This window comes from Bradyrhizobium sp. CCBAU 45321 (genome assembly GCF_028128975.1).
Taxonomy (GTDB): domain Bacteria; phylum Pseudomonadota; class Alphaproteobacteria; order Rhizobiales; family Xanthobacteraceae; genus Bradyrhizobium; species Bradyrhizobium yuanmingense.
This window is the reverse complement of record NZ_LFKZ01000016.1, coordinates 1-12104: the sequence shown is the minus strand read 5'-3', so window position 1 is coordinate 12104 and position 12104 is coordinate 1. Positions and strand designations below refer to the sequence as shown.

10 protein-coding genes are annotated in these 12104 nt (G+C 65.2%); 6 read left to right on the top strand and 4 right to left on the bottom strand.

What is annotated here, in order from left to right:
- Positions 1-91 precede the first annotated feature (91 nt).
- On the bottom strand, positions 92-1015 hold the full coding sequence (locus ACM43_RS04260; protein WP_271538282.1) for a LysR family transcriptional regulator: 924 nt from the start codon (positions 1013-1015) through the stop codon (positions 92-94).
- A gap of 91 nt (positions 1016-1106) precedes the next feature.
- Between ACM43_RS04260 and ACM43_RS04255 the strand changes: the two genes are divergently transcribed.
- The 4 genes from ACM43_RS04255 to ACM43_RS04240 all read left to right on the top strand — a co-directional run bounded on the left by ACM43_RS04255 (position 1107) and on the right by ACM43_RS04240 (position 7138).
- Positions 1107-1550 (top strand): nuclear transport factor 2 family protein, encoded by a 444-nt coding sequence (locus ACM43_RS04255; protein ID WP_271538280.1) that lies wholly within the window; start codon positions 1107-1109, stop codon positions 1548-1550.
- A 182-nt stretch (positions 1551-1732) separates the two neighbouring features.
- Entirely contained in the window at positions 1733-2317 is a 585-nt protein-coding gene (locus ACM43_RS04250) for a biliverdin-producing heme oxygenase (protein WP_271538278.1), read from the top strand.
- Positions 2314-4860: an HWE histidine kinase domain-containing protein gene (locus ACM43_RS04245; protein ID WP_271538276.1), complete on the top strand. Its 2547-nt coding sequence runs from the start codon at positions 2314-2316 to the stop codon at positions 4858-4860. The genes ACM43_RS04250 and ACM43_RS04245 overlap by 4 nt, the downstream gene beginning before the upstream one ends.
- A gap of 268 nt (positions 4861-5128) precedes the next feature.
- Positions 5129-7138, top strand: a complete 2010-nt coding sequence (locus tag ACM43_RS04240) for a methyl-accepting chemotaxis protein (protein WP_271538273.1) — start codon at positions 5129-5131, stop codon at positions 7136-7138.
- A gap of 161 nt (positions 7139-7299) precedes the next feature.
- Here ACM43_RS04240 and ACM43_RS04235 read toward each other — a convergent pair whose 3' ends face one another.
- The 3 genes from ACM43_RS04235 to ACM43_RS04225 form a co-directional block, all read right to left on the bottom strand.
- The gene (locus ACM43_RS04235) at positions 7300-7980 is read right to left on the bottom strand and encodes a glutathione S-transferase family protein (RefSeq protein ID WP_271538271.1); all 681 of its coding nucleotides are present in this window, start codon (positions 7978-7980) and stop codon (positions 7300-7302) included.
- A 129-nt stretch (positions 7981-8109) separates the two neighbouring features.
- Positions 8110-8436, bottom strand: coding sequence for a hypothetical protein (locus ACM43_RS04230; protein WP_157287823.1), 327 nt, complete (start codon positions 8434-8436; stop codon positions 8110-8112).
- Between the two features lie 195 nt (positions 8437-8631).
- Entirely contained in the window at positions 8632-9762 is a 1131-nt protein-coding gene (locus ACM43_RS04225; RefSeq protein ID WP_036037228.1) for a site-specific DNA-methyltransferase, read from the bottom strand.
- 418 nt (positions 9763-10180) lie between these two features.
- Here ACM43_RS04225 and ypfJ point away from each other — a divergent pair, with 418 nt between their 5' ends.
- On the top strand, positions 10181-11122 hold the full coding sequence (gene ypfJ / locus ACM43_RS04220; RefSeq protein ID WP_036006315.1) for a KPN_02809 family neutral zinc metallopeptidase: 942 nt from the start codon (positions 10181-10183) through the stop codon (positions 11120-11122).
- Between the two features lie 158 nt (positions 11123-11280).
- Complete coding sequence (gene moaB, locus ACM43_RS04215; RefSeq protein ID WP_271538261.1) at positions 11281-11841, top strand: molybdenum cofactor biosynthesis protein B; 561 nt, start codon at positions 11281-11283, stop codon at positions 11839-11841.
- Positions 11842-12104: the final 263 nt, after the last annotated feature.

Below are 12104 nucleotides of genomic sequence, written 5' to 3'. Positions count from 1 at the left end.
TCTTGTAGGGTGGGCAAAGGCGCAGAGCGCCGTGCCCACCATCTTTCCAAGATTGCAACAAAGGTGGTGGGCACGCTTCGCTTTGCCCGCCCTACGAGAGCTGGCGCCTGGCTTGCTCCAGCTCCCGCCCCGTCTCCAGCATCAGCCGCCGCAGCCAGATCGAGCCGGGGTCCATCTGCGCGCGTGTCGGATGGAACATGAACTGCTCGTCGATCCCGGGATCGAACGGCGGCGTCACCGCGACGATGCCGAGCTGCTTCGACAGCGCGGCGATCAGCCGGCGCGGCACGAAGGCGACGAGATCGGTGCGCGCGGCGACGTGCAAGGCTTCGAGATAGCCCGGCACGACCAGCGAGATATGTCGCTCGACGCCTTTGCTGCGCAGCCAGGTGTCGATGAGATCCTCAGGCTGGCCGCGGATGATCACGCCGACATGGCGGGCGGCGAGGAACGCCTCGCGCCGCTTCAGCCTCGCTCCCACAGGATGGCCGCGCCGCACCGCCAGCGCGTCGCTGTCGGTGTAGAGCAACTGGCGATGAAACCCCTTGAAGGCGTTGCCGATCGAGATCACGAGATCGATGGTGCGGGCGAACTCGGCGTGGAAGATCGCAGGTCCCCGCCACGGCACCACGTCGATGCGGACGTTGGGGGCAAGGCGCGTCACTTTCGCCATCAAGGGCGGCATCAACAGCTCGACCGCGAGATCCGGCATCATCAGGCGGAACTGCCGCTCGCTGCGCGCGGCATCGAAGTCATCGGGCACGAACAGCCCGCGGACCTGGTCGAGCGCCTGCGCCAGCGGCGCACGCAGGGCCAGCGCCCGCGGCGTCAGCTCCATCCGTACGCCCGTGCGCACCAGCAGCGGGTCACCGAAGATGTCGCGCAGGCGCTGCAAGGCGTGGCTCGTGGCCGGCTGTGACAGGCCGATCCTCAGGGCCGCGCGGCTGACATTGGCTTCGCGGAGCAATGCGTCGAGCGCGGTCAACAGGTTAAGGTCGAGCGAATTCAAATTCATGGGGTGAATAGATATCATATTTCATATCGATTTGAAGAATGACGTTGGCCCGGCGATGATCTCGGCGTTGTCACCACGAGGAGATGCCGCCATGAACGCGAGCGCCAACAAGAAACTGCTGCAGGATATCTTTGCTGCGGCCGCCAATCCCGATCCGGCCGCGCGCGACCGCGCCCTGTTCAGCGCAAGTCTCGCCGACGACGCCAAATGGGTCGTCACGGGGCAATATTCCTGGTCGCGCACCTTTGCCGGCAAGGAGGCGATCCTCAAAGATCTCCACGGCTATGTCCGCACGCGCCTGCGCGACCGTACGCGAACCATCGCCCATCGCTTCATCGTCGATGGCGACATCGTGGTGGTGGAAGCCAAGGGCGATAACGTCACGCCCGAGGGCGTGCGTTATGACAACGACTATTGCCTGGTCTTTCGTCTGGAGGACGGCAAGATCAAGGAGATTCGCGAGTACTGCGACTCCATGCTGACCGAGAAGGCGCTCGGCCCGTTTCCGCAAGCCCCCGCGAGGGCCGCGGGCTAACGGCTTGGACGAGGTCGTGTCCACCGGCCGCTCCTGTTCGTCACGGCCCGCGATATTTGTGCGGGCCTGTCGGACGCTGCTGGAACTCATGCAGACTCGGCGCGGAACTTTCGCATGCCGCCGACGTTCCCTCGGTTGCCGGGCGCGCCGCGCCCGCGCCAACCTGCGTTCTCGGGAAATTCATGCTGGCTGGGGCTTCGGACGTTTCAACGCAGGTAGGCCGCAGCTTCTCCGGACTCCGCGAACGATTAAGAGACGCAACGTCGGCTGCGCACCGCGACCTCGACGCGCAGCTCTCGGCATTCGATCTGACCGAGCTCTCCGGCTATCGACGCTTTCTGCAAGCCAGTGCCGGTGCGCTGCTGCCGCTCGAGACGGCACTCGTCGAGGCCGGTGTCAGTGCGGTTTTCCCGGACTGGCCGGAGCGGTCGCGAAGCGTGGCAATCCTGGCTGATCTCGAGCGCCTCGGCAGCGCGGTGCCGCGGCTGGTGTCCGTACCCCCACTGACGCGCAGCGGCGTTGTGGGCACGATGTATGTGCTCGAAGGCTCCCGTCTCGGGGCAAAGTTCCTGCTGAAGATGGTCGCCGATTCCGCCGATCCGCGGCCTTGCGAAGCTGTCGCCTATCTCAGTCACGGCACCGGCAGGCGATTCTGGCAAAGTTTCCTGGCAAAGCTTGCAACCGACGAGCGCTGGGACGAAGACGAGGCGATCGAGGCGGCTCGCATCACCTTCGCCGCATTCGAGCAGGCGGCGGACCGGGCATGAACCAGGCCGTCAATCTCACCAATTGCGATCGCGAGCCGATCCACATTCCCGGCAGCGTGCAGCCGTTTGGCTTCCTGCTGGCCGTGCTCTCGGATTTCACGATCTGCATGGCGTCGGACAACGTCGCGAGCTTCCTTGGAACGGATGTTGCCGACCTGCTGCAGCGGCCGCTGTCGGGCGTGATCTCCGAGGCGGCGGTCGAAACGATCCGCAGCCGGGTCGATCATCTCGGCGGTCCGGATGCGACCGAACGCCTGTTCGGCGTCGAGCTGCAGCCCGGCAAGCCACCCTTCGATCTTTCGATTCATCTCTCCGGCGTCTATCTGATCATCGAGGCGGAGCCGAGCGTCCACGAGCCCGGCGTCAATTCCGGCGAGCTCGTGCGCTTGATGCTCGAACGGATCCGCAAGACACGCGGGATGGCCGATCTGGCGCGCGAGGCGGCGCGTCAGCTCAAGGTGTTGACCGGCTTCGACCGCGTCATGGTCTATCAGTTTCACCCGGACGGGTCCGGCGAGGTGATCGCCGAGACGGCGGAGCCCGGGCTCGAATCCTTTTTCGGCCTGCGTTACCCTGCATCCGACATCCCAAGGCAGGCGCGCGCGCTCTATCAGCGCAACTGGCTGCGCATCATCGCCGACGTCGACGCGCGGCCTGCCGCGCTGATGTCCACGGCCACGCACAATGCGGGACTGCTCGACCTGTCGATGAGCGTGCTGCGCTCGGTGTCGCCGATCCACATCGAATATCTGCGCAACATGGGCGTTGCCGCCTCCATGTCGGTGTCGATCCTGCGCGACGGCAAGCTGTGGGGTCTGTTTGCCTGCCACCATTATTCGCCGCGCTACATTTCGTTCGACAAGCGCACGGCCTCCGAACTGTTCGGTCAGATGTTCTCGTGGATCGTGGAAGGCCGCGAGCGCGAGGGCGACGTCGCCTATGAGGCCCGCGCGCATCAGATTCAGGAACGTTTGATCGAGGTCGCCGCCTCGCACGAGCACAGCCGTCGCGCCATCGTCGACTTCCTCGGCGACTACCGCAAGATGATCGAATGCGACGGCGTCGCGGTGTGGTCCGACAACAAGATCGCGCTTCAAGGCGAGACGCCGACCGAGGACGAGGTCACGGATCTCGTCGGCTTCATCAACCGGACTTCGCCGGGCCGGATCTTCGCCAGCGCCGAGATCGCCGAGGTCTACGCCGCCGGCCAGGCCTTCCGTGACCGTGCGGCGGGCTTTCTCGCCATCCCGATCTCGCGGACCCCGCGCGATTGCCTGATCTTCTTCCGCCGCGAGGTCACGCGATCGGTGAAATGGGCCGCCGATCCCAACAAGGTCTACGACGAAGGGCCGCACGGGCCGCGTCTCACCCCGCGCAAGAGCTTCGAGCTATGGCAGGAAACGGTGGCGGGGCAGTCGAAGCCGTGGTCGGCGGCCGATATCCGCATCGCCGAGAGCCTGCGCGTCACGCTGCTGGAGGTGATCCTGCAACTGTCCGACCTCGCCGCGCGCGAGCGTCGCGGGGCACAGGAGCGGCAGGAACTGATGATCGCCGAGCTCAATCACCGCGTCCGCAACATCCTGAGCCTCGTGCGCGCCCTGGTGGCGCAGAGCAAGGACACCGCGACCGGCATCGAGGAGTTTGCGAGCGTGCTCGGCGGCCGCATCCAGGCCCTCGCGCGCGCCCACGACCAGATCACGAACCTGAACTGGGCACCCGTCGCGCTCCGCACCCTGGTCGAGTCCGAGGCCGGCGCGTATCTCGGTGCGCGCGCAGACCGGGTGAAGATGGGCGGTCCGGACGTCGCGCTCGATCCAAAGGCGTTCGCGACGCTGGCGCTCGTCGTTCATGAGATGATGACCAATTCCGCCAAGTACGGCGCGCTTGCCGATTCCACCGGCAGTGTCGAGGTGGTCTGGCGCCTCGACCCGTCTTCCAGCCTCGTCATCGAGTGGAAGGAGAGCGGCGGTCCGCCCGTGCAGCCGCCGTCGCGGCGCGGCTTCGGCACCACCATCATCGAGCGGTCGGTGCCGTTCGATCTCAAGGGCGATGCCGAGATCCGTTTCGACCTCCTGGGCGTCCAGGCGAAGTTCGTCATTCCGCCCAACTTCGTCCAGCTCGTCCCATCCATTGCGGGAGCCGCCATGCGTATCGAGGAGCAGCAATCTGCCCGTCCACGGATTTCCGACACGGCCCTGATCGTGGAGGACAACCTGATCATCGCGATGGCCGCGGAGGTCATCCTGCTCGACCTCGGCGCCCGCCACGTCGACACCGCCGCAACCGTCGACCAGGCACTGCGCTCGATCGAGCGTTCGCGGCCGAGCTTTGCTCTGCTCGATCTCAATCTCGGCAGCGAGAGCAGCATCAAGGTGGCGCAGAAGCTGAAGGAGATCGGGGTGCCCTTCATCTTCGCGACCGGCTATGGCGAGCGCGCGCCGATCCCCGAGCAATTGGCCTCCGCGCCGGTGGTCCAGAAGCCCTACACGCTGGAAGTGGTCGAGAATGCACTCGGCAAGTTGCAGCAGGCCGGCGCCCAATAGGCATCCCCTCACGAACAGCATGCATCGGCGTGCATGGCACAGCGGATTCGCATGCGGCTTTGCATAGCTGCTGCCAAAATCGGCAGATTTGGTGCGGGTCGAGATCGGGCGCGCGAGGAATTTGAAGGTTCAATTAAGAAGTGTCCCCCATTGTGTCGCGGTGCAGCGTAGGCCGCCGGGGCGCGGCGTGCGGCTGTCGGAGTGGCCGTGACGATCGCCGGAGTCGTTCGGCCCCTCGAATTCACATGCATCTGGGTGGACAGTGGGAATGCCGAAATTTCGTTTGCGGATCAGGGGACGCCTGTACGCAGGCTTCATGGCCCTGGTGGCGGTGGGTGTCGTAATGGCGGTGGTTGCCGTCTGGAATTTGCGGGACGTGCAGGATCAGGTCGCAAGACAATCCGCCCTCTCGGACAGCACGGCGCGGGTGCTGGAAATATCGGCCCATCTGCAGGCTATTCAGCGGGCCAATTTGCGCTACGTCTACGACGGCAACGAGTCCGCAATGAAGGAAGCGCAAGAGCGCGAGACCGCGGCGAGCGAGCTGCTCCGGGTCGGCGCTCAGGGGACGCTCTCCGAGGAGCGGCGCGCGCTCTACAACGGCCTGATCGACGAGATCGCGAAAATGCGACGCCTGCGTGACAATCTCGGCGACGCCGTCAACGAGACGAGAACGGGCAAGGCGACGCTGCTGCCGAGTGGCGAGGACCTGGCCACCAAGACGAACAAGCTCGTCGACGTGGCGCGCGCCGCCGTCGATGAAGATACCGCTTCCCTCGTCGCCGATCTCGAATCCCGAATCCTGCTCGTGAGGATCGTAAACTGGCGTTTTCTGGCTCTTCGCGATGCGCAGGGCCCCGCGACCTTCAGGGCGAGCATCGACAGGGCACTACAACGGCTCGGGGCACTCGAAAAGAGCCCGCAGGCGGCGGCGTTGCGCGCCACGCTGGCGCCGGTGAAGACCTCGCTTGAAACCTACAAGACGGCGTTCGAGACGACCTCCGCAGCAATGCTTAAAGCGGACGAGATCTACAACAAGAGCCTCGCGCCCCTCATCGTCGACAGCATCGGCAAGCTCAAGGTGGCGGAAACGACGCTGAAGGAGGACTACGAGGCATCGCGCACCACCGCCGAGGCCGTGATCGCGGGAACGACGACCGTGCAGGAGATCGCCGGCGGCCTCGCCATCCTGTTCGGAGGCATCGTGGCCTTCCTCATCGCCCGCAGCATCGTCGGTCCGCTGACCTCGATGACGCAGGCGATGGGGCGGCTTGCCGGCGGCAATCTCGAGATCGAGATTCCCGGCCGCGGCAGGGCCGACGAGATCGGCGACATGGCCAAGGCGATCCAGGTCTTCAAGGACAACATGATCGAGACCGAGAGCATGCGCGCCGAGCAGGCCAAACTCGAGGCGCGGCAGGCCGAGAACCGCAGGAAAGACATGGCGAGGCTCGCCGATCAGTTCGAGCAGGCCGTCGGCGAGATCGTCAACACGGTGTCGTCGGCATCGGGCGAGCTCGAAGCCTCCGCCGGCACGTTAACGACGACTGCCGCACGTGCCCAGGACCTCTCGACGGAGGTCGCCAGCGCTTCGCAGGAGGCCTCGGCCAATGTGCAGGCGGTCGCCTCTGCGACCGAGGAGCTCTCCTCCTCGGTCTCCGAGATTGCCCGCCAGGTGCAGGAATCCGCCCGCATCGCCACCGAGGCGGTGGGTCAGGCAAGCCGGACCAACGAGCGCGTCGGCGCGCTCTCCAAGGCCGCCGCGCGGATCGGCGACGTGGTCGAACTGATCAGCACCATTGCCGGCCAGACCAACCTCTTGGCGCTGAACGCCACGATCGAGGCGGCGCGTGCGGGAGAAGCCGGCCGCGGCTTTGCGGTGGTCGCTACCGAGGTCAAGGCGCTCGCCGAGCAGACGGCCAGGGCCACCGGCGAGATCGCCCAGCAGGTCTCCGGCATCCAGACCGCGACCGAGGAGTCTGTCGGCTCGATCCGGGAGATCAGCGGCACCATCGAGCGGCTGTCGGAGATCGCGTCGACGGTCGCCGCGGCCGTGGAGCAGCAGGGCGCGGCGACGCAGGAGATCTCCCGCAACGTCCAGCAGGCGGCCCAGGGCACCCAGCTCGTCTCGTCCAACATCGGCGACGTGCAGCGCGGCGCCTCCGAGACCGGCTCGGCCTCCTCGCAGGTGTTGTCGGCGGCGCGCTCGCTGTCGGCCGACAGCAACCGGTTGAAGCAGGAAGTCGCCAAGTTCCTGAGCTCGGTCCACGCCGCCTAAAGCATGATCCGGAAAAGTGTGCAGCGCTTTTCCGAAGAGATCATGCTTTGAACAACCAACCTAAAGCGCGATGACGCTTCATCCTGATCGCATCGCGCTTTAGAGTCTCGAACGCAAGAGGCCACGCGCATGCGCGTGGCCTCGAATAGCGTGCGGCGCGATCAAGCCACCTTGGTCGTCATGTGCTTGAACATGTTGGCGCGCGCTTCGTCGTCCATCTCGGCCTTGAAGGTGAACTTGTCCTTCAGGGCGATGGCGCGCGCCGCCGCCGGGCGCGCCGAGATCTCGTCGACCAGCCGCTTCACGTTCGGGTATCGCGCAAAGGCCTCGTCGCCGAGCTTGAACGGCACCATCCGCGCCCAGCCCCACATCGCCATGTCCACGATCGAATAGCTGTCGCCGACCATGTAGCGGCGGTCCTTCAGGTGAGCGTCGAGAATCTTGTAGTGGCGGTCAGTCTCGTACTGATAGCGGTTATGGGCGTAGTCGTGGTTCTGCTCCTTCGGCGCAAAATGCTTGAAGTGCACGGCCTGACCCGAATAGGGCCCGACGCCGGTGGCCACGAACATCAGCCAGGACAGGAGCTCGGCTCGGTTGGCGGGCAGGAATTTGCCGGTCTTCTCGGCGAGATAGAGCAGGATGGCGTTCGAATCGAACGCGATGGTGCCGCCATCGTCGATCGCCGGCACCTTGCCGTTCGGATTGATTTTCAGGAATTCCGGCGTGAACTGCTCGCCCTTGCGGGTGTCGATCTTCACCGGCTCGAAAGACAGGCCGGATTCTTCGAGAAAGAGCGCGACCTTGGTCGGGTTCGGTGATCCATTGAAATAGAACTTGAGCATCCAGCATCTCCCCGGTGTCTATATTGCCGCGCGCGGACGCGGCGTCGTTGGGCGAGCCTTGTCTTGCCTGAACCTCGTCCGAGAGAGCAACCGGCGAGTTTGCCGGGCGGTGTCTGCGCGGTACGCAGATCAGGCGGCGTAACAAAGGCCGATTGCCGCCGCGATGACCATGGCCGCACCAACGGCTTCCAGCCGCAGGCCGAGCCGCGCTGCGAGATGCATGTCGGAGGCGCGCGCCGCGCGCTCCGAACCGCGCGCATAGCCGTGAACGATGACGTCGTGGTTGAAAGTGTCGTGCGCCTCGTTGCTGCTGGCGAGGCCGACGCAGATCACGAGCACGCCGAACAGCGCCAGGCCGAAGAATCCGAGCAGCGCGATCAGGAACATCGGAAACATGCCGACCAGGAAGATCGGCAGCAGCGGCACCAGCAGCAATGTCTCGGACTGTCGTCGCATGGGAGCCCAACCGGTCAGGAGGGGGCTAGTCGGGCGAATCTAGTCCTGGTTGGCGCGGCTTTCAACTCACGCCGCCGTCATTCCGGGGCGCGCGAAGCGCGAGCCCGGAATCCATTGGGCGGCATGGGACGCTGTTGGATGGATTCCGGGCTCGCGCGCTTTGCGCGCGCCCCGGAATGACTTAGGAGAGGAAAGCTACTCCGCCGCCATGCCGGCGCGGATCTCGGCACGCAACTCGTCGATCAGCTTGAGGCCCTTCTTGGTCTCGACGTGCCAGAAGGTCCAGCCGTTGCAGGCCTGTGCGCCCTGCGCCACCGCGCCGATGCGGTGGATCGAGCCGACCTTGTCGCCCAGCATGATGGCGCCGTCGGCGCGCACCAATGCGCCGAGCTTCTTCTTGGCGTCGAACAGCTTGGTGCCGGGCATGATCATGCCGCGCTCGATCAGCTCGGAGAACGCAACGCGCGGTGCCTCGCGCGCGGTCATGAACGGGGCAAGGCTCTCTTCCGGCAACGGCTCGACCTTGGCGATGCGCGCCTCGGCCGCCTTGGCGTAGGTCTTGTCGCGCTCGAAGCCGATATAGGAGCGGCCGAGGCGCTTGGCGACCGCGCCGGTGGTGCCGGTGCCGTTGAACGGGTCGATGACGAGATCGCCGGGCTTGGACGAGGACAGCAGCACGCGCGCCAGCAGGCCTTCCGGCTTCTGCGTCGGATGCACCTTCTTGCCGTCGGTGCCCTTGAGGCGCTCCTCGCCTGTGCAGAGCGGAATCAGCCAGTCGGACCGCGCCTGCACGTCCTCGTTGGCGGCCTTCAGCGCCTCGTAGTTGAACGTGTAGCCCTTGGCTTTCTCGTCACGCGCGGCCCAGATCATGGTTTCGTGCGCGTTGGTGAAGCGGCGGCCGCGGAAATTCGGCATCGGATTGGTCTTGCGCCAGACGATGTCGTTCAGCAGCCAGAAGCCGAGATCCTGCATGATGGCGCCGACGCGGAAGATGTTGTGATAGGAGCCGATCACCCAGATCGTCGCCGACGGCTTCATGGCGCGGCGTGCGGCGAGCAGCCAGGCGCGGGTGAAATCGTCGTAGGCGGCAAACGAATCGAACTTGTCCCAGTCGTCGTTGACGGCATCGACATGGGATTCGTCGGGACGCTTGAGGTCGCCCTTGAGCTGCAGATTGTAGGGCGGATCGGCGAACACCAGGTCGACGCTGCCTGCCTGGAGCTTCGACATCTCGGCGACGCAATCGCCGACGATGATGCGATGCGATGGGGACTCAAAATTTGTGCGGGGCGCCCTTGCAGACGCCCCGCGACGCGACTCTACCATGACTCAAGAACTCTGACTCAGGCGACGCTGTCGGCGACGCGGGACCAAACAACCGACTGGCCGTTACATTGAAGGGGCAAAGTAAAAATCGACTTAACCCGCCGCTTTCGTGAGCACTCCCCGCATCATCGTTCGCGCGCAAATTGTTGCGCGCATTCGCCTTGTTTTACAGTGTATTTCGCGCTTGCGCGCCTCGCGAGATCGATCGTGGCGGGAAAAAGGCTGTAAATTTCTCTCGGAAAAAATTGCTCGGCCCTCGGAAAAATTTGCTGGCATCGACAGGCTGTCGCACTAGGCAATTTTTGCCGGCCACGATATTGATAAAAGCAACGGAAATTTTACGTATGTGGCGCGTTGAGCTTTCGCGTTTCTGTGCGCCGTCGAAACTTAAATCAGGGACCCCAGAGGAAAGGCCGCCATGCGCTACGATGACTTCCGCCGCAGCGACGATATCGAGGATCGTCGCGACGAAGGTGGTGGCTTTGGCGGCGGCGGAGGCGGCGGGTTCGGCCTGCCGATGGGCGGCGGCGGGCTCGGCATCGGCACCATCATCATCCTCGGCCTGGTCGGCTACGCCTTCGGCATCGATCCCCGCATCCTGATCGGCGGCGCCGAGATCCTCTCCGGCGGCGGCCATGCGCCGACCTACCAGACCGATCGCCAGGCCTCCTCGGGCAAGCGCGGCGCGCCGACCGACGAGATGGGCAGCATGATCTCCGGCATCCTCGGCGAGCTCGACGATCGCTGGAGCGAGATCTTCCAGGCCAACGGCCAGTCGTACACCGGCCCGAAGATCGTGCTGTTCCGCAACGCTACCAATGGCGGCCGCTGCGGCATGGCGCAGTCGGCCATGGGGCCGTTCTATTGTCCGCCCGACCGGACCATCTTCCTGGACACCGCCTTCTTCCGCGAGGTCGAGACCCGCTTTCGCGGCTGCTCCGGCAAGTCGGCGTGCAATTTCACCACCGCCTACATCATCGCGCACGAGGTCGGCCATCACATCCAGAACCTGCTCGGCATCATTCCGCGTGTGACGCGGCTGCAGCAGCAGGTCGGCTCGAAGGCCGAGGCCAATGCGCTCCAGGTCAAGGTGGAGCTGCAGGCCGACTGCCTGTCCGGCGTCTGGGTCAACCGCGAGGCGAAGAAGCGTCCGAACTTCCTCGAGCCCGGCGACATCGAGGCCGCGCTGACCACGGCAAGCGCGATCGGCGACGACACGCTGCAGCGCCAGGCCACCGGCCGCGTCGTGCCCGACTCCTTCACCCACGGCTCGGCGGCGCAACGCAAGCAATGGTTCATGATCGGGTACCAGCAGGGCACGGTCCAGGCCTGCAACACGTTCGGTGCGGGGGCGTTGTAAGGAAAGGCTCGTGCCCCGGACGCAGCGCGGCGCGCCTTCAGCGGTGCGCTGCAGAGCCGGGGCCCATATTGCCGGTTGCCCAAGCCTCTGAAGTGGGTCCCGGCTCTGCGGCGCGGCGCTGATGCGCCGCACCTTGTCCGGGACACGAAAGACGCAACATGGCCATCGACGAATCCAAACAATTCATCCCGCTCAACATTGCGGTGCTCACGGTGTCCGACACGCGCGCGCTCAGCGACGACAAGTCCGGTCAGACCCTCGCCGATCGTCTCACCGCTGCGGGTCATCATCTCGCCGCGCGCGAGATCGTCACCGACGATGTCGAGGCGATCCGCGACGTGATCCGCCGCTGGATCGCCGATAGCGGCATCGACGTCGTCATCACCACCGGCGGCACCGGCTTTACCGGGCGCGACGTCACGCCCGAGGCGATCGAGCCGCTGTTCGAGAAGCGCATGGACGGCTTCTCGATCGCCTTCCACATGCTGAGCCACGCCAAGATCGGGGCGTCGACGATCCAGAGTCGCGCCACCGCCGGCGTGGCGGGCGCCACCTACATCTTCTGCCTGCCGGGCTCGCCCGGCGCCTGCCGCGACGGCTGGGACGGCATCCTGGCGGCTCAGCTCGACTACCGCACGCGCCCCTGCAACTTCGTCGAGATCATGCCGCGGCTGGACGAGCATCTGCGAAGGCCAAAGGCGCAGGGCGCGACGGTGTGAGCGCGTTGGTGACGGTGTTGTCTAGCTGATCGAGCTCACCCTCCCCTGGAGGGGGAGGGTCGATCGCGCGCAGCGCGAGCGGGGTGGGGTGATCTCTCCGCTCGGGCAGTGTCGGATGTGGAGAGACCGTCACCCCACCCCGTCTCACACTTCGCTGCGCTCCATGTGAGCCGACCCTCCCTCCAGGGGCAGGGGAATCGCATGTAATCCTAAGGCATTGCGATTTGGAGAGAAATCGATTCTGAAGGTGACTCCTGGAGTTG

What these genes read in the sequence shown, in the direction of transcription:
- ACM43_RS04260 (WP_271538282.1), bottom strand. Translation starts at nt 1,015, where the DNA reads ATGAATTTGAATTCGCTCGACCTTAACCTGTTGACCGCGCTCGACGCA.
- ACM43_RS04255 (WP_271538280.1), top strand. Translation starts at nt 1,107, where the DNA reads ATGAACGCGAGCGCCAACAAGAAACTGCTGCAGGATATCTTTGCTGCG.
- ACM43_RS04250 (WP_271538278.1), top strand. Translation starts at nt 1,733, where the DNA reads ATGCTGGCTGGGGCTTCGGACGTTTCAACGCAGGTAGGCCGCAGCTTC.
- ACM43_RS04245 (WP_271538276.1), top strand. Translation starts at nt 2,314, where the DNA reads ATGAACCAGGCCGTCAATCTCACCAATTGCGATCGCGAGCCGATCCAC.
- ACM43_RS04240 (WP_271538273.1), top strand. Translation starts at nt 5,129, where the DNA reads ATGCCGAAATTTCGTTTGCGGATCAGGGGACGCCTGTACGCAGGCTTC.
- ACM43_RS04235 (WP_271538271.1), bottom strand. Translation starts at nt 7,980, where the DNA reads ATGCTCAAGTTCTATTTCAATGGATCACCGAACCCGACCAAGGTCGCG.
- ACM43_RS04230 (WP_157287823.1), bottom strand. Translation starts at nt 8,436, where the DNA reads ATGCGACGACAGTCCGAGACATTGCTGCTGGTGCCGCTGCTGCCGATC.
- ACM43_RS04225 (WP_036037228.1), bottom strand. Translation starts at nt 9,762, where the DNA reads ATGGTAGAGTCGCGTCGCGGGGCGTCTGCAAGGGCGCCCCGCACAAAT.
- ypfJ (WP_036006315.1), top strand. Translation starts at nt 10,181, where the DNA reads ATGCGCTACGATGACTTCCGCCGCAGCGACGATATCGAGGATCGTCGC.
- moaB (WP_271538261.1), top strand. Translation starts at nt 11,281, where the DNA reads ATGGCCATCGACGAATCCAAACAATTCATCCCGCTCAACATTGCGGTG.